General features: G+C 37.9%; 17 protein-coding genes and 2 pseudogenes. All 19 read right to left on the bottom strand.

Annotation, left to right across the window (positions count from 1 at the left end; all coding sequences use genetic code 11):
* Nucleotide 1: 1 nt before the first annotated feature.
* The 19 genes and pseudogenes from hisC to RGF10_RS08060 all read right to left on the bottom strand — a co-directional run bounded on the left by hisC (nucleotide 2) and on the right by RGF10_RS08060 (nucleotide 16241).
* The gene (gene hisC, locus RGF10_RS08145; protein WP_318508570.1) at nucleotides 2-1105 is read right to left on the bottom strand and encodes a histidinol-phosphate transaminase; all 1104 of its coding nucleotides are present in this window, start codon (nucleotides 1103-1105) and stop codon (nucleotides 2-4) included.
* Nucleotides 1106-1174: 69 nt separating this feature from the next.
* On the bottom strand, nucleotides 1175-1549 hold the full coding sequence (aroH, locus tag RGF10_RS08140) for a chorismate mutase (RefSeq protein WP_318508569.1): 375 nt from the start codon (nucleotides 1547-1549) through the stop codon (nucleotides 1175-1177).
* Nucleotides 1550-1569: 20 nt separating this feature from the next.
* Complete coding sequence (locus tag RGF10_RS23785; RefSeq protein WP_412176688.1) at nucleotides 1570-1692, bottom strand: hypothetical protein; 123 nt, start codon at nucleotides 1690-1692, stop codon at nucleotides 1570-1572.
* Nucleotides 1693-1696: 4 nt separating this feature from the next.
* Entirely contained in the window at nucleotides 1697-2641 is a 945-nt protein-coding gene (gene aroB / locus RGF10_RS08135) for a 3-dehydroquinate synthase (protein ID WP_412176687.1), read from the bottom strand.
* Nucleotides 2641-3812: pseudogene (aroC, locus tag RGF10_RS08130) on the bottom strand (chorismate synthase). The gene aroB and the pseudogene aroC overlap by 1 nt, the downstream one beginning before the upstream one ends.
* Nucleotides 3813-4049: 237 nt before the next feature.
* A complete protein-coding gene (gene ndk / locus RGF10_RS08125) occupies nucleotides 4050-4496 on the bottom strand; it encodes a nucleoside-diphosphate kinase (RefSeq protein ID WP_318508568.1) in 447 nt (148 codons plus the stop codon).
* A gap of 86 nt (nucleotides 4497-4582) precedes the next feature.
* Nucleotides 4583-5545 carry a heptaprenyl diphosphate synthase component II gene (gene hepT / locus RGF10_RS08120; protein WP_318509373.1) on the bottom strand — a complete coding sequence of 321 codons (963 nt, stop codon included), beginning with the start codon at nucleotides 5543-5545 and terminating at the stop codon, nucleotides 4583-4585.
* Between the two features lie 68 nt (nucleotides 5546-5613).
* The gene (locus tag RGF10_RS08115; RefSeq protein WP_318508567.1) at nucleotides 5614-6315 is read right to left on the bottom strand and encodes a demethylmenaquinone methyltransferase; all 702 of its coding nucleotides are present in this window, start codon (nucleotides 6313-6315) and stop codon (nucleotides 5614-5616) included.
* A gap of 3 nt (nucleotides 6316-6318) precedes the next feature.
* The gene (locus RGF10_RS08110) at nucleotides 6319-7140 is read right to left on the bottom strand and encodes a heptaprenyl diphosphate synthase component 1 (protein ID WP_318508566.1); all 822 of its coding nucleotides are present in this window, start codon (nucleotides 7138-7140) and stop codon (nucleotides 6319-6321) included.
* A 245-nt stretch (nucleotides 7141-7385) separates the two neighbouring features.
* Nucleotides 7386-7607, bottom strand: a complete 222-nt coding sequence (gene mtrB / locus RGF10_RS08105) for a trp RNA-binding attenuation protein MtrB (RefSeq protein WP_412176718.1) — start codon at nucleotides 7605-7607, stop codon at nucleotides 7386-7388.
* A 322-nt stretch (nucleotides 7608-7929) separates the two neighbouring features.
* Nucleotides 7930-8202 (bottom strand): HU family DNA-binding protein, encoded by a 273-nt coding sequence (locus RGF10_RS08100; protein ID WP_147533792.1) that lies wholly within the window; start codon nucleotides 8200-8202, stop codon nucleotides 7930-7932.
* A gap of 476 nt (nucleotides 8203-8678) precedes the next feature.
* Nucleotides 8679-10157, bottom strand: a complete 1479-nt coding sequence (spoIVA, locus tag RGF10_RS08095) for a stage IV sporulation protein A (RefSeq protein WP_318508564.1) — start codon at nucleotides 10155-10157, stop codon at nucleotides 8679-8681.
* A 528-nt stretch (nucleotides 10158-10685) separates the two neighbouring features.
* Entirely contained in the window at nucleotides 10686-11396 is a 711-nt protein-coding gene (locus tag RGF10_RS08090; protein ID WP_318508563.1) for a hypothetical protein, read from the bottom strand.
* A gap of 25 nt (nucleotides 11397-11421) precedes the next feature.
* On the bottom strand, nucleotides 11422-11619 hold the full coding sequence (locus tag RGF10_RS08085; RefSeq protein ID WP_318508562.1) for a DUF2768 domain-containing protein: 198 nt from the start codon (nucleotides 11617-11619) through the stop codon (nucleotides 11422-11424).
* Nucleotides 11620-11937: 318 nt separating this feature from the next.
* On the bottom strand, nucleotides 11938-12981 hold the full coding sequence (locus RGF10_RS08080; protein WP_318508561.1) for an NAD(P)H-dependent glycerol-3-phosphate dehydrogenase: 1044 nt from the start codon (nucleotides 12979-12981) through the stop codon (nucleotides 11938-11940).
* Nucleotides 12982-12994: 13 nt separating this feature from the next.
* A pseudogene (gene der / locus RGF10_RS08075) lies at nucleotides 12995-14306 on the bottom strand (ribosome biogenesis GTPase Der).
* A gap of 308 nt (nucleotides 14307-14614) precedes the next feature.
* Entirely contained in the window at nucleotides 14615-14800 is a 186-nt protein-coding gene (locus RGF10_RS08070; protein WP_318508560.1) for a capping complex subunit for YIEGIA, read from the bottom strand.
* The gene (locus RGF10_RS08065) at nucleotides 14797-15696 is read right to left on the bottom strand and encodes a YIEGIA family protein (RefSeq protein ID WP_318508559.1); all 900 of its coding nucleotides are present in this window, start codon (nucleotides 15694-15696) and stop codon (nucleotides 14797-14799) included. The genes RGF10_RS08070 and RGF10_RS08065 overlap by 4 nt, the downstream gene beginning before the upstream one ends.
* Nucleotides 15693-16241, bottom strand: a complete 549-nt coding sequence (locus RGF10_RS08060) for a YphA family membrane protein (RefSeq protein ID WP_318508558.1) — start codon at nucleotides 16239-16241, stop codon at nucleotides 15693-15695. Before RGF10_RS08060 ends, RGF10_RS08065 begins: the two co-directional genes overlap by 4 nt.
* Between the last annotated feature and the right edge of the window lie 106 nt (nucleotides 16242-16347).

The following is a 16347-nucleotide window of genomic DNA, read 5'->3' as shown; positions in this document are numbered from 1 at the left end:
TCTATTTAACTTGAGGTCGCTTTGCTTCAAGTAGCTGCTTCATTTCTGCAATAACACCTTCGTTTTGCTCTTTCGAACCAACCGTTACCCTTACTGCCGTTGGAAACCCTAAAGGGACTCCTGAACGAACAATATAGCCCCGCTTCATCAGGGATTGAAACACTTCATTTCCGTCAAGGTTAAAATCAATTAAGATAAAATTCCCCTGTGATGGAAAATAGTCTAAATTTTGTTCTTTACAGAATTGATAAAACTGTGCTAATCCCGCCTGATTCTTTTGTCTACATTCATCAACAAATTCTTGATCATTTATGGCAGTTGTTGCAGCAATTTGAGCAAGTGTATTTACATTAAAAGGTTCTCTAACCGGTTCTAATGCTCTTATTACGGCTGGATTCGCTACACCATAACCAACGCGAAGACTAGCCAATCCGTAGATTTTAGAGAACGTTCTAAGGATTACAAGGTTGCTATACTTTTCTACCAATTTAATTGAATCAACAAAATCATCTGCCGTCACATATTCAAAATAGGCTTCATCAATGACAACTAAAACATTCTCAGGGACCTGTTCAAGGAATTTCACTAGACGGTCTTCAGTGATGTAAACCCCAGTCGGATTGTTTGGTGTACATACCCATACGATTTTCGTTTGTGTATCAATCGCTTTTAACATCCCATATAAATCATGCTCACCATTGATTAATGGAATTTCACGGACTTCTGCTCCTTCAATAACTGCATTGTGCTTGTATTGTGAAAATGATGGGGTCGCCATAACAGTGTTGAATTCTGGTGTCAGTAGTGAACGTGAAATAATCTGAATAAGATTATCAGAACCATTTCCAAAAATCAGTTGGTCTTCTCCCACTTGTAAATGCTTTGCTACAGCAGTTCTAAGGTTGGTTGCATACCCATCAGGATAAATTTCTAAAGCTTGTATCGCTTGTTGAAGTGCCTCCACTACTCTATCAGAACAACCATAAGGGTTTTCATTAGATGCCAGCTTTACGATCTTATCCAATCCAAATTCTTTTTTTACTGAGTCGATAGATTTTCCAGGTTGATATGGAGCTAAGGTTAATATTTGTTCTTTCCATTGCATGATTTTTCACCCCGTATTACATCTTCAATTATGATTATTCTTAAATCATCCATAGCTAAAGTTTCAGTATTAATTTTGTTTAGATGTATTTAAATCAGGACGTAAGACTTCAGCACCTTTTAAGTAAACATGAGCAATCTCTTCCTGTACAGTATCTGTATTGACATGCATCATCACACGGATACACTTTTGTAAAGAACCTGGCACCGGTATTTCATTCATACACATAACAGGTACATACGTCCAGCCTTCAATCAGCCTGACAGCCTTGGCCGGAAATGTTGCTTTGATATCCTCTGTTACAGAAATAAAAATAGAAGCGACTTGATCAGCAGATAGATTGTTTTCTTGAATCATTTGCTTAACCAACATCTCTGTGGCCGAGACAATCTCAGGTTCTTTGTCTTCTTTAACAGTGATGGCTCCTCTCACCCCTCGGATCATTCAAATTTCCCCCTTCGATTCTAAAACTCTGACAAATAGGCTAACAGCATTTCGTCAGATATTTCATACAGACCTGGTTTCCCGATTTTATCTAATAAGACAAACCGAACCTTCTGAGCAACTGATTTCTTGTCCTGCTTCATCCTATCAAGTAATCTTTCCAGGTACTAAGCCGGTTGGAATGGTGACCTGATAGTCTAACTTTTTCAGATAGCCAACAAGTTCATCCGTATTAAATTCAAGTCCAGTTACTTGCTTGCTTATGTTTAACGCAAAAACCATACCAATGACAACCGCTTCACCATGGCTAATTTCTCCATAACCACATTCTGCTTCAATCGCATGACCTAATGTATGACCAAAGTTTAAGAAGGCCCTAACCCCATGTTCATTTTCATCCTGAGATACGATTTCACCCTTTATTTCAATTCCACGGAGCAAAGAATGTTCAAGAATTTCACCGCTAATTTCGTTTAAATCCGTTACATTCTTTCTTAGCCAATCATAAAAGTTTGGATCTTGGATCAGCGCATGCTTTATTACTTCAGCAAATCCTGATTTTTTTTCACGAATTGGTAAACTCGTAAGAAAATCCAAATCATAAAACACCGCTTCGGGCTGATGAAATGCACCAATCATATTTTTCCCAAGCGGATGATTGATTGCAACTTTACCACCCACTGCACTATCATGTGCAAGAATCGTTGTTGGTACTTGAATAAATGGAATCCCGCGCATGAAGCTTGCTGCAACAAAACCTGACAAATCACCAACCACCCCTCCACCGAAGGAGATAATTAATGATTTCCGATCTAATTTTTGTTCTAAAGCATAGGTTAAACATTCGTAGTATATATCAAATGATTTTGCACTTTCCCCACTTGGAATTAAAAAGGAGGTTGTTTCAAAACCAATTAGTTTTGATTCAAGAGACGATAAATATAAACTTCCAACGGTTTGGTCCGATATAATTAATACAGAAGAAAGATTCGAAAATCTTTCTTCTATAAATGATGGAAGACTTGATATGACACCTGAACCAATATAAACAGGATATTGTTTTGATTTGGTTTGGATCATTACTGACTCCATTAGAATTCCCTCGCATATTCTCGATACTCGCGAACCTGACTTGCTAGTTTATCAAACCGATCACTATAAAATTGTTCAACAAGGGCTCCTGCTAGCTCCCATGCAACTGCACTTTCGGCTACAACAGCGGCTGCAGGAACAGCACAACTGTCAGATCTTTCAATGCTTGCAGTAAAAGGTTCTTTTGTTTCAATATCTACACTTTGCAATGGCTTGTAGAGTGTTGGGATGGGCTTCATCACACCGCGAACAACGATAGGTTCGCCCGTGGTCATGCCACCTTCAAATCCACCTAATCGATTCGTTCTTCTTGTATACCCTTGTTGCTCACTCCAGATAATTTCATCATGGACTTCACTTCCAGGTTTCCTTGCAGCTTCGAATCCAATTCCAAACTCTACTCCTTTGAAAGCATTGATACTGACAATAGCTGAAGCAATTTTTGCATCAAGCTTACGATCATAATGAACATAGCTCCCAACACCTGATGGCATTCCTTCAACAACGACCTCAACGATTCCACCAATTGAATCACCATTTTGTTTAGCATCATCAATGGCTTGCATCATTGCTTTTTCAGCAACTGGGTCAATACAACGAACTGGAGAATTTTCTGTTTTCTCTGCTAGTTCTGCAACCGATTGGTACGTAACGTTAGAGGCTTTCACTCCCCCGATTTCGATTACATGAGAGGCTACTTGAATTCCAAGTAAAGATAGGAGTTTCTTGGCTACTGCACCAGCAGCCACGCGAACTGTAGTTTCTCTGGCTGAAGATCGTTCCAAAACATTCCTCATATCCCGATGACCATATTTTAGTGCACCGTTTAAATCTGCATGCCCTGGTCTTGGTCTTGAAATTTGTCTTTTAACTTCGTTTTCTTCCTCAGGGGATAACGGTGCTTGTCCCATGATTTTTGTCCAATGCTTCCAATCATTGTTTTCCACAACGAGTGTGATTGGAGATCCTAATGTAGAACCATGTCGTACACCGGACATTATTTCGACGGTATCTTTCTCAATTTGCATTCTTCGGCCTCTACCATGACCTTTTTGTCTTCTTTGCAAATCAGTATCGATGTCCTCTGCTACAAGTGGCATTCCCGCTGGAATCCCTTCAATAATGGTAGTTAATTGGGGACCATGTGATTCCCGGCTGTCAAATATCTCATTATACTTTCCTCCTTCAACTCATTAAAGGATTATGTCTCAATATAACATACGACATAAAAAATAAAAATAGCAAAAATTTAAAAATTGAAAAATTTAATTTTACAATAGTATTTATTGTAGCACGAACCATAATATCTGTAAAAATCGATTTATAAACCGATTATAAAACGGTTCTTGCTGTAAACGTATACAAAAAAAGCACTTGTAATGATTACAAGTGCCTACCCGATTATGGATTAATAAATCCAGTCATTCACTAGTTTACTGTACTCTACTAATTCTGTTTCTTTAAAGAACAAGCCGATTTCACGAACTGCACTCTCAGGTGAATCAGAGCCATGAATAATGTTTTTACCAACTGTTACACCAAAATCGCCACGGATAGTCCCTGGTGCAGCATCTTTTGGATTCGTTGATCCCATCATTTGTCTTGCAGTAGCAATTACATTTTCCCCTTGCCAAACCATTGCGAACACTGGTCCTGAAGTAATGAAGTCGACTAACTCTCCAAAGAAAGGACGCTCTTTATGTTCACCATAATGTTGTTCAGCAAGCTCAACTGGAATGCTCATTAGTTTCGCACCAGCTAATTGGAAGCCTTTTTTCTCAAAACGGGATACAATTTCACCAATTAAATTACGTTGTACGCCATCTGGTTTTACCATCAAAAAAGTTTTTTCCATTAAAAACACCCCTAGTTACTTATGTATAAGGATTGCTTAATTGCAATCCATGAAAATAGTAACATTGTTTAGGAATTTTCGCAATATTAGAATTTTCTCTTCCCGATATTTAAAGCAATTTCGCGTAACACTTTATTAGCTTTTATCTTCGGAAGCTCCTCTAATATGGCAAGTGCTTTATCCAAATAACGATCGCTTACAGAAAGCGAGCGTTCAATTGCACCCGAATCTTTGACCAATTCAATGATTTTATCCATTTCACTTCTCTCGGTGTGTTCATGGACCTTAATGATTTCTTGCTTAATATCCCAATTCTCCATTGCAAATAGAACAGGCAAAGTAATATTCCCCTGCAACAAGTCACCACCTGCAGGTTTTCCCAGCTCTTTCTCAGTAGATGTGAAATCTAGTACATCGTCTATGATTTGAAAGGACATCCCTACAAAATATCCAAATTGAAAAAGCTTCTTATGAATTTCTTCGTTTACATTTGTGGATGCAGCACCTAGTTGACAACTTGCAGCAATTAGTAATGCGGTCTTCCGCTTAATCCTGCGCAAATAATCTCTAAGATTCTGATCATAACGGTACTTATCTTTAATCTGTTCAATTTCGCCAAGACAAAGCTCCACCATTGTGTTTGAAAGAATCTTATGAGCATCAGGATTACTAATTTCAGTCATAAGCTCCAAGGCACGAGCAAAAATATAATCACCAGTGTACATAGCAATCCGATTGTCCCATTTTGCTTTAATCGTTTGCTTCCCACGTCTTAGTTCAGCATCATCAATCACATCATCATGGACTAAACTAGCTGTATGGATTAGTTCTAAGGTTACCGCAACATTTTTGATTACGTTAATGTCATAGTCACCAAATCTCCCAGCAAGTAAAACAAAAACAGGGCGAATTCTTTTCCCTCCTGCTTTTAATAAATGCAAGGATGCTTGGCGCAATAAAGGAGCTTGTGCATTAATGGTCTCCTCAAGCTCTTTTTCAATAACATTCAAATCCGAACTCAAAAATGAATACATTAATTTTAATTTCATCATTTTGTATTCACCAGCTTTGAATCTATCTATTTTTAAATTTATTCTAAACAAAGAAAGAGTAGTGGTTATTTTTCTCCGATATGTACAGCTGCTACACCACCGCTATATGGCTTAAAGCGGACGTTTTTAAAACCAGCATCTTCAAACATTTTTTTCAATTCAACCATACCTGGAAAATCTCTAGCTGATTCCTGTAACCAAGAATATTCTTTGTAGCTTTTTGCAAACAGTCTTCCAAATAAAGGCATAATGAACCGGAAATATAAAAAGTAAAGCTGTCTAAAACCGAGCATCGTTGGTTGTGAAGTTTCAAGACAAACAGCTAAACCTCCTGGCTTTAACACCCGCTTCATTTCTTTTAACACTTGCATATAATCTGGGACATTTCGTAACCCAAAACCAATTGTCACATAATCAAAATGATTATCCTCAAAAGGAAGCTCCATCGCATTCCCATGAATGAGGTTAACATTTTTCATTTGTAAAGTTTTCACTTTTTCTTCGCCTATTTTTAACATGTTTTTACTAAAATCTAAACCAACCACTTTACCGTTTGGACCAACAGCATCAGCCATAGCAATAGTCCAATCAGCTGTTCCACAGCATACATCCAGTGCTGTGCTCCCTTTTTGGACATTCATTCGTCCCATCGTATCCTTACGCCATCTTTTATGCTGCTGAAAGCTAATAACAGAATTCATTTTATCGTAGTTGCCATATATCTTCTCAAATACCTTATGGACACGCTCTTCTTTTGATTGTTGCATTTCTTACCCTTCTTCCACATAAGTTTTTACAATGTTTTGATGCTCATCCACGATCACTTGAATTCGATGGTCAAACAATTCTTGTATAAGAGGATGGTTTTCCGCACCTGAGTTCATTTGGTTAATCGTGCGCTGAATCGCTTGATCGAAAACACGTAAAATATTTTTCTCCTGGCTAAATAATGAGTTGTCATTGGTATCCTTAAGGTTTAATTTCTTAATCGCATCATAACCAATTGAGGTTCCAGTAGTGATGATTTGTTCTCTTTCACGAAGAAGCCTTTTGGCTAATAAAAATTTTAAGGTAAAATCATTCCAGATTGACACATTAAAATAGTTAGAGATTTTATCAAAGAGTGCTCCTTCGATTCTCTCTAAACAATTAAGGATTTGATCGATATTGTGGACTTGATTTCGATCATGGAGGAGAATTTTTTGCTCGTTTATTTCCTTTATCGCTTCAGACAGCTCTCGTATTAACGAGATATTTTTTACACTTGCAAGGTATTTATAATAAAGTCCACTATAATAGTCCCCAGCCAACACCGTTAACTGCTGACTTTTAAAATCTTCATCAATTGAATTTGCACGGACAAAGTCGTGGGTATCAAGGGCCAATTGAATTAACATGGTTGCAGTAATATATGTGGTTTTTTCAATATCCGATAAATTTAGCTGATCAAGGACTGTGATGAGCAATAAAATTTTATCCTCATCAATCATCGGCGTCTTAATATTTTTCAATAAATAAGGATGAAAAGCTCTTTGTTCAATAAGCTCCTTCATCTCAGCTAATTTTGTTTGAATATCATGCAAAATAATCACCCTTGTTTCCCCAAAGATATATAACTTAAACTCCCATTCTAGAGAGTACTTAACATCATTTTTCAAAAAAGAACTCATTGCAATAGCCGCAAATCATATCCATCTTATGAGTCCATACCCGAGTAAAAGCAGTCACAATTATATCATAAATGCTTAGGTATTGGGCATATATATTATTTAAAAAAACTTTCTCCCTTATGTAGAGCAAAAACACCTATTTATGTTTTATATGTTTTTTATGTTTTCTATTTTTTCGTTTCGCTTTCTATCTCTCCGTAGCAAGTCAGTATTTTCGCGTTGCCTCTAATTTTTATGGCAGAAGTATGTTCTGTAAATTGAGCAATCAATACTTCTCCACGATCTAGCTTTTCCGAGTGATGAAACCGTGTATCGGTTCCTCTTGTTAATCCAATTACATTCACACCATCATCATTTGCTTTAATGACGATATACTCTCCATTAAGCACATTTTTTCTTTCCAAAAAAGGTCACCCCCTGCAAATTCACATGTATATAACTGCTTGTGTGCTTCTAGAGCATCGTAAGGAATCCAATCCTATCTTGATTTTTCAAATATAGATAATTTATTTACATATTAGCATAACCATTTTAACACAAGCAAAGGCGACAAGTTTCGTGTTTAACTTAAATTTTTAGTAATTTATAAGAAAAGCGGAATCGCCTTGTATAGCGCACGAAAGGACTGGAGCCCTTCCAACTTACGAAAAAAGACCGCGGATGGAACCGCGGTCTTCTGCTTAAGCGTTCGCTCAAGGCAAGTTTATGTAATTATTTAACTGCATCTTTAAGCGCTTTACCTGGTTTGAAAGCAGGAACTTTGCTTGCAGCGATTTCGATTTCATCCCCAGTTTGTGGATTACGTCCTTTACGAGCAGCACGTTCACGAACTTCAAAGTTTCCGAAACCGATTAATTGTACTTTATCTCCATTTTTTAACGCTTCTAGAATCGTATCAAAAACAGCATCAACTGCTTTAGTAGCGTCCTTTTTAGAAAGTTCACTTGCTTCAGCAACTGCGCTAATTAGTTCTGTTTTGTTCATGCTTTTCACCTCCTCCCGAAAAGTGGTTCGTTTCAGTAAAAATAGGATACTACCTACATTTCTAAACAAAAAAACAGAATTTTATACGTTATGATGAATATTTATTTATTTTTCCCTCCATTGTAGAAAAAATGAAGATTAAAAGCGATAAATATTGCCGAAAACCCTTTACTGATAAGGTTTAACGTCCTCACAACGCTAATTCTGTTAAAAGATTATCACAATCATTTCCGCTTATCAAGAAGAATCCGCGATTTAATGGGAATCTTTTCATCTTTTGAAACATAATTGTAATAAGTTTTCCATCTTTTCCCCTGTTTTCACATATAAAAACACGTTTTCCTCAAAAATAAACAAAGCGAACGTGAATTTTTTAAAAAAACTGACTCTTAGAATTAGCACAATGTAACAATAAAGTGCGATAGATTCTGCACGTAATTATTACATAAGCTAAACTCCGAGAGCCAGCAAATTATTTATAAAATAATCGCGATTAACCCACCTGATCCTTCGTTAATGATTCGCTCGAGTGTTTCCTTTAATTTATATCGTGCATTTTCTGGCATAAGCGATAGCTTTGCCTGTATACCTTCACGCACAATTGAGCTTAGGCTTCGCCCAAAAATATCTGAGTTCCAAATCGATAATGGATCATCTTCAAAATCCTGCATTAAATAGCGAACTAATTCTTCGCTTTGTTTTTCGGTACCAATTATTGGAGCAAATTCTGATTCGACATCCACTTTAATCATATGAATGGAAGGAGCAACTGCTTTTAAGCGTACTCCGAACCGAGATCCCTGACGGATGATTTCTGGCTCATCAAGACTCATATCAGCAAGCGAAGGGGCTGCAATACCGTACCCCGTTTGCTTCACCATTTTTAACGCCTCTGATACCTGATCATACTCTGTTTTCGCATGGGCAAAGTCCTGCATTAACGCAAGCAGATGATCCTTACCACGAATCTCGACTCCAACAATTTCTTTAAGTACTTCATCGTATAATTCATCAGGGGCATATAAATCTATTTCTGCAACACCCTGACCCATTTCGATTCCTGCTAAACCTGCTTTATCAATAAATTCGAAATCACTGAATTGATGAACGACCCTGTCTACATCTCTTAATCTTTTGATATCTTTTACCGTGTCTTTCACAGCGTCCTGGTAGCTCTCACGCAACCAATGATTTTCCTTGAGTACCATTACCCAACTTGGTAAATTAACATTCACCTCTAAAACAGGGAATTCATATAATGCCTCACGAAGTACGTTCATAACATCCGTGTCCCGCATACTCTCAACGCTCATCGCTAATACAGGGATATCATATTTCTCGGACAATTCAAGTCGTAAAGCCTCTGTATTGGGATGATACGGTTGGGCACTGTTGACAATCATAATAAATGGCTTTCCTACTTCCTTTAACTCCTCAATAACTCGTTCTTCAGCTTCAATATAGTTTGAGCGTGGTATTTCACCAATGGTTCCATCTGTTGTTATGACCACCCCGATGGTGGAATGCTCTTGAATTACTTTTCTTGTACCAATTTCAGCGGCCTCATGGAATGGGATCGGTTCTTCATACCAAGGTGTTGTAATCATTCTAGGACCATTTTCATCCTCGTAGCCTTTTGCACCAGGCACAGTATAACCAACACAGTCAACCAACCGGATGTTCACATCTAAACCTTCGCCAACATGAACGGAGGAGGCTTGATTCGGAACAAATTTCGGTTCTGTTGTCATGATCGTTTTCCAGGCAGCACTTTGGGGCAGTTCGTCTTGTGTACGAGCACGCTCTGCTTCGCTTCTAATGTTTGGTAACACTACTAATTCCATAAACTTTTTAATAAAAGTAGATTTACCAGTGCGAACGGCTCCAACAACCCCTAGATAAATGTCACCGCCAGTCCGTTCTGCGATATCTTTAAAAATATCTATCTTTTCCAAGTGATCCCCTCCTGAATCTTGAGTTAGTGGGATAAAATTATCCTGAACATTTCCTGTAGGTATTATAAGACACTATATATTTATGATGTTGTCCCACCATCTTATGACTCTTTTTCTTTATTTTTTTACCTCCTTGCTTAAAAACTTATCCAAGTGGATTGATTTTATTGTTGGGCGTAGCAAACGAATGTACTTCAGGATTTTTCCTATAGGCTAAGTAAAATAATCTTGTTACCGTCATTACCTTTGGCATAGCTTCATTTACGGTGCCTATAAATTTGGATATGTTAAATTTGTCTGTCGATTTCCGCTACAGGTGCTCCCTTTCCGCGGGGAGTCCGGGAGCCTCCTCGGCGCTTTAGCGCCTGTGGGGTCTCCCGCGACACCTTCTCCCGCAGGAGTCTCGCACCTTCCGCTCCAATCAACAGATCGCTACAAAATCAAGAACGTTCTTTAACATAGCCATAAAATAAAAAACCCTTCTCCTACAATATATTTTGTAGAAAAAGGGTTATGACTAATATTCTTTTAACGCTCTAAAATGACTGGTTCGTTTGTGGCTTCATCTATTGTATATGGTAGCGAATAGGCAGGAACGAAAAAAGAATCCTTTACCAGAAGATCGCGAATATCATCACCTGGTTTATATGAATGCTGACTATTTTTTAATTTTTCATATAAATCACTTCGATAATCAACATATATTTCTGAGTGTCCATCGATTAAGAGGGGCAAATTTTTATGTGAAAAAGGACTTTCCACTACAGGTGCTTCCTCGAAACCTAATTTTTTATAATCCAAAGTATATAAATTTTCTGCAACCTTTTCTTTGTATGGTGGATAGCCTTGTGATTGAATTCGAATTTTAATTTCACGAATGGTTTCGGCCATTCTTATATCTAATAGTTTCACAGTTGGATTCGTTTCAACATCAACTAAAACATATTGAAATATTCCACCACTTTCATAGGCATTTCCTGGTGGCTCCGCTATATAAGCAGGGGCAATTTTTTTAAAATCAATTGGATACTTATGGTAGATTGGTGTATCTGCTTCTTTTGTTTTAATGGGGAGTATCCCATTATTGGCTTCCTGAAATTGTTTAACAGCTGCCTGAACAGACTGTATTTGATCCTCATATGGAATTTTATTTTGAGCTAGCTCTTCTTCTGGGTAAAGACAACCCGTTAATAATGAACTAACAACCAGAATAAGGATAAAAGGTATGATTTTTTTCATTTTCTCAACCCTTGCACTATGTATTTTATTTAGTTGGTCCACTTAACACGACAAATAAAATGATGATTCCTGATAAAAACATAAGTCCGTATGCAATAAAAGCAGTGATAAAACGAAAAATCCCCTTTAGCTTAAAACGACTGAAATAAATGAAAGCAAGCGACAAAAACATAAAGCCCATGCCCGCTAACGAAATCCACATTTTCATCAATGACTGTGACATTTTCAACACTCCACTCCTTTGTTCGAAATGTATTATATCACACGATTTTATGAAAAATGTAATATTTCGACTTTTTTCGAACTGGGAGAATATTTTCCTATATTAATAATGTTAATGCTTTAAACTTTTTTGGCACAGCTTTGGTTTTATCCAAAAAAAAACTGAAGTAAAGATGGGGCAATCCCTTTACTTCAGTGTACGTGACTAAAACACCCAGACATCGGTTCAATCTACTAGTTGCTACGTTTGCATTGTATGCAAAACAATGCAAATGCGTATCGTCGAATGCTAATTTTATTTTTTTATTTATCGTATTCGTTATTTTTCATCCAAAATATTAACTAAATCTTCCATTTCAACAGTCTTTGTTCGTCCCATTAATGATTCCGTTCCAGCCTTCGGATCAACATTATTAAAGAGCACATCGAAAAGTACCTTTGTGATTGGCATACTGACTTCATATCTTTCTGAAAGTTGGTATGCTGCTTTTGTTGTTCGAACACCTTCAACTACCATGCCCATATTGTCTAAGACCTCATCAAGACTTTGACCTTTGCCAAGCATGTTTCCAGCACGCCAATTTCGCGAATGGACACTCGTACACGTAACAATTAAATCCCCAATCCCTGTCAGGCCAGAAAAAGTTAATGGATTAGCGCCCATTTTCGTTCCTAGTCTAGCAATTTCTGCTAAACCTCTTGTCATTAACGCGGCTTTCGCATTGTCACCAAAGCCTAGTCCATCAGAAATACCAGCTGCTAAAGCAATGATATTCTTCAGTGCACCACCGATTTCTACACCAATAATATCGGGGTTTGTATATACACGGAAATTATTATTAATAAACAAATCCTGTGTTGCTTCAGCTGCCGCCATATTTTTCGAGGATACCGCTACTGTTGTTGGATGTCGCAAACTAACCTCTTCGGCATGGCTTGGACCTGAAAGGACAACGACTGCCGTTAACAGTTCCTTCGGCATCTCCTGCTCGATAATTTCAGAAATACGAAGTAATGTATTCGGCTCAATCCCTTTACTAACATGTACAATCGTTAAAGGCTCTGTTCTACATTCAACTATTTTACTAATGACTTCCCGAATGGCCTTTGTTGGAACAGCTAGAATGATCGTGTCAATTCCTTCAAGAGCTTCACTAAGTGAATAAAAACCTTTGATAGTCGGTGATAGCTGTATGTCTGGAAGGTATTTTTTATTCATGTGAGTTTCATTAATTTCGTTTATTTGTGCTTCATTGTGTCCCCATAGCCTTACTTCATGACCATTATCTGCTAGGACCATCGCCAAAGCCGTACCCCAGCTCCCAGCACCAATAACGGCAACTTTTTCACTCTTGCGGCTCATTTTTATCCCCCAATTATTTACGTTCCCGTGGGAAAATTTTGATTGGTGTTCCTTCAAATCCGAAGGCATCACGAATCCGGTTTTCTAGGAAACGCTCATATGAAAAATGAAGCAATTCTGGTTCATTGACAAATACAATGAACGTTGGCGGCTTAACCGAAACTTGCGTCATATAGTAAATCTTAAGACGTCTTCCCTTATCGGTTGGCGTTGGGTTCATTGCTACTGCATCCATAATCACATCATTGATCACAGTGGTCGGAACACGCTTGCTATGATTTTCACTTGCCATATTAATCATTGGAATTAATGTATGGATCCGCTTTTTTGTTTTAGCAGAAAGAAAAACGATTGGTGCGTAATCTAAAAATAAGAAATGCTCGCGAATTTTTTGTTCAAATTCCTTCATCGTTCTTTCATCTTTCTCAACAGCATCCCACTTATTGACGACGATAACGACTGCACGCCCCGCCTCATGAGCATATCCGGCAATTTTCTTGTCCTGTTCAATAATTCCTTCTTCAGCATTGATAACGACAAGAACAACATCTGAACGCTCAATCGCACGTAATGCCCTTAATACACTATATTTCTCCGTTGTTTCATAAACTTTCCCTTTTTTTCTCATCCCTGCGGTATCGATGATAATGTACCGTTGGCCATTTACGGTTACATCTGAGTCAATTGCATCACGAGTGGTTCCCGCGATATCACTTACAATCACTCGTTCTTCACCGAGCATCGCATTTACAAGCGAGGATTTCCCCACATTCGGACGACCAATCAAGCTGAACTTGATAACGTCATCTCCATATTCTTTATCCTTCGTTTTTGGAAAATACTTTGCAGCCTCATCAAGTAAATCTCCAAGTCCAAGACCATGTGACCCTGAAATCGGAATTGGTTCACCAAAACCTAGTGAATAAAAATCATAGATTTGATCTCTCATCTCTGGGTTGTCCACTTTATTCACGGCTAAAACAACTGGCTTCTTTGTTTTATAAAGGATTTTAGCTACTTCTTCATCCGCAGCTGTTACTCCTTCTCTACCGTTTGTAATAAAAATGATTACGTCCGCTTCATCAATCGCAATCTCTGCTTGCTGCCGAATTTGTTCGAGGAATGGTTCATCACCAATATCGATCCCTCCAGGTGTCAATAAGATTAAAATCATGGGTTAACCATTCTGCAGAGCTATAAATACGGTCTCGTGTAACACCGGGAATATCTTCTACAATTGAAATACGCTCGCCAACAACACGGTTGAAAATTGTTGACTTACCTACATTCGGGCGCCCAACAATGGCAACTACTGGTTTTACCAAAAAAACCACCCTTTCTTTTCAATACCTAATTTCATTATGACAAAAAATATTATTAATTCCAAATAAGAAAAGCGAAAGCGGCTTGCCCAGGGGCGATAAGCACAAGACGAGCCCTGCAGGAAATCCTGGTTTCCGGAAGGGATTGGCTTGTGACCTCGAGCCTCTAGGCGCCGCAGTTAGACAATAAGAAAGCGGCTCGCTGTGCTTGCACTCATAAGAAAAGAACCCTTCTTTAGAAATAGAAGGGTCTAACTCCAATAGTTTATCAAAGGAAAAACTTACAAGCAATGAAAACCTTAGGAGGATAGCTAATGTTTCACAATAATGAGCAAATCTTCACTTAGAGCATGGGCAATTCCATCCAGAATTGCTTCTAAACTTGCTCCAATATGCTCCATCTCTTCTTTCGTATCACAATGAAACACATTCGACCCATTTGGTACCTTTTTTATATTTGTTGTCACGATTGCTAAAATAAATTTATCAATTGTCATTTACCACGGCCTCCTAAATTTTCGGCCTTTTTCCGCTCAGTCGGCATACGAATAGCATTTTCTAATGTAGGAACCGCACCTATAATTTTTAAAGCCTTATCAATATCCTTTTCTTGTGGAAGTACAAATATCCCTATTTTTCCATCATCTAAATCCCTCTTGGCTAACGGAACAAGCGCTGGAGTTCCAGAATCACGGTATACACCTAAGGCAGTGGAAACATCGTGAAGGATAGCTTGCCTTTGTCCAAGATTGGCAATCGTCGTTCTCGCATTGAAATTTTTCGGTTTTAGGATAAAGCCCATGCCGTATTTCAGCACTTCCTCTTGGCGCTTTGACAATCCGATGTTCATGATATAAATATTATCGACATATAATCCCGCACCATCAAATCTTGGCTTAACATATTCAATATCGACAATATCTTTTATTTTGCCACCAGACATTAACGATCGAGACAATACCATAGCCAATAGACCCGCAAGAATCCCTACCCAAATATTCACAAACAAATAGCCCATTGTTGATACTAACGAAGTAAAAATCACCAAATAATTTCTACTTTCAAATGCAATGGCTATGCCTTCAATATATGTCGCCCCCCGCGGAACCATTTCATACCTGTCTAGCTCTGTCAGCGTATTGCGCTCCATATTCCTTACTTCACGAAATTGAGATGCGGCAATCGTCAAAAAGGTAATAGCCGTAAATTCTTCTTCTAAAATTGCCGGAACTGCAACGGTTCCTAACCCACCTGCGATAAACCCTAACGCAATATGAATGATTTTCCCATGTAAATAGGTTGGATACTGCCGATAATCAGTTCGAAGCATATAAATTCTACTTAATGTACCAATCAGTACTCCGAAGGCAATCGGCAATGTGTATTCGTTCATGTTGATTTCTGTTTCCCCCTAACATGTTGGTTCATATATTGATCCAGGCTGACAATAATCGATTCACAAATACTCCATATTACTAACACCAAAACCGCAGAGGATAAGGTATCAAGAAATTGACCTGTCCCAACTGAATAGGCAAAGCCAATTTTTTTTACAATCATCGCAAACAGAAATTCACCTTGGATAATAGCAATAATTAAAAAGAGGATCCGATCTTTTTTATCTGAAAAAAGCATCACACTTAAATATCCTAGTACGCATGCAATCATCCAAACTCGGTTAAAAAGAATCCAAACAGGATCGTATAGTTCAAAAAGTAAAAAGCTAGCATAAGCGAGCATTAACACATAAGTACATAATAGATTGTGTATCCCGACTTTTTTCTTAACGAGAATAATGTGTCCTAGGCTATACAAATAAAGAAAAATAACTGCCAGATTAATTTGAAACCCTACTAGTGCTATTTCGTAAGGAGTCAACGAAATCAAAATAAGAATACAAGTTGCAGTAGCAATCCTGTATTTAGAATTTTTTCTCAAAAAAAACGTAGATAACACCCAAAGAAACCATGCAACCCAAAAAAAGAACATTCCTTCTATATCACACTACCTCCTAACATTTCCATTATTGGTCAAGTTTATGTAC

Origin of the sequence: Bacillus sp. T3 (assembly GCF_033449965.1) — a bacterium.
GTDB lineage: Bacteria > Bacillota > Bacilli > Bacillales > Cytobacillaceae > Bacillus_BU.
Note: the sequence above shows the minus strand (reverse complement) of the source record. Positions and strands in the feature narration are given on the sequence as shown.

What these genes read in the sequence shown, in the direction of transcription:
- RGF10_RS08090 (WP_318508563.1), bottom strand. Translation starts at nt 11,396, where the DNA reads ATGAAAAAAATCATACCTTTTATCCTTATTCTGGTTGTTAGTTCATTA.
- RGF10_RS08080 (WP_318508561.1), bottom strand. Translation starts at nt 12,981, where the DNA reads ATGAGCCGCAAGAGTGAAAAAGTTGCCGTTATTGGTGCTGGGAGCTGG.
- RGF10_RS08100 (WP_147533792.1), bottom strand. Translation starts at nt 8,202, where the DNA reads ATGAACAAAACAGAACTAATTAGCGCAGTTGCTGAAGCAAGTGAACTT.
- aroB (WP_412176687.1), bottom strand. Translation starts at nt 2,641, where the DNA reads ATGGAGTCAGTAATGATCCAAACCAAATCAAAACAATATCCTGTTTAT.
- RGF10_RS08070 (WP_318508560.1), bottom strand. Translation starts at nt 14,800, where the DNA reads ATGACAATTGATAAATTTATTTTAGCAATCGTGACAACAAATATAAAA.
- RGF10_RS08065 (WP_318508559.1), bottom strand. Translation starts at nt 15,696, where the DNA reads ATGAACGAATACACATTGCCGATTGCCTTCGGAGTACTGATTGGTACA.
- RGF10_RS23785 (WP_412176688.1), bottom strand. Translation starts at nt 1,692, where the DNA reads ATGAAGCAGGACAAGAAATCAGTTGCTCAGAAGGTTCGGTTTGTCTTA.
- hepT (WP_318509373.1), bottom strand. Translation starts at nt 5,545, where the DNA reads ATGAAATTAAAATTAATGTATTCATTTTTGAGTTCGGATTTGAATGTT.
- aroH (WP_318508569.1), bottom strand. Translation starts at nt 1,549, where the DNA reads ATGATCCGAGGGGTGAGAGGAGCCATCACTGTTAAAGAAGACAAAGAA.
- RGF10_RS08115 (WP_318508567.1), bottom strand. Translation starts at nt 6,315, where the DNA reads ATGCAACAATCAAAAGAAGAGCGTGTCCATAAGGTATTTGAGAAGATA.
- ndk (WP_318508568.1), bottom strand. Translation starts at nt 4,496, where the DNA reads ATGGAAAAAACTTTTTTGATGGTAAAACCAGATGGCGTACAACGTAAT.
- RGF10_RS08085 (WP_318508562.1), bottom strand. Translation starts at nt 11,619, where the DNA reads ATGTCACAGTCATTGATGAAAATGTGGATTTCGTTAGCGGGCATGGGC.
- hisC (WP_318508570.1), bottom strand. Translation starts at nt 1,105, where the DNA reads ATGCAATGGAAAGAACAAATATTAACCTTAGCTCCATATCAACCTGGA.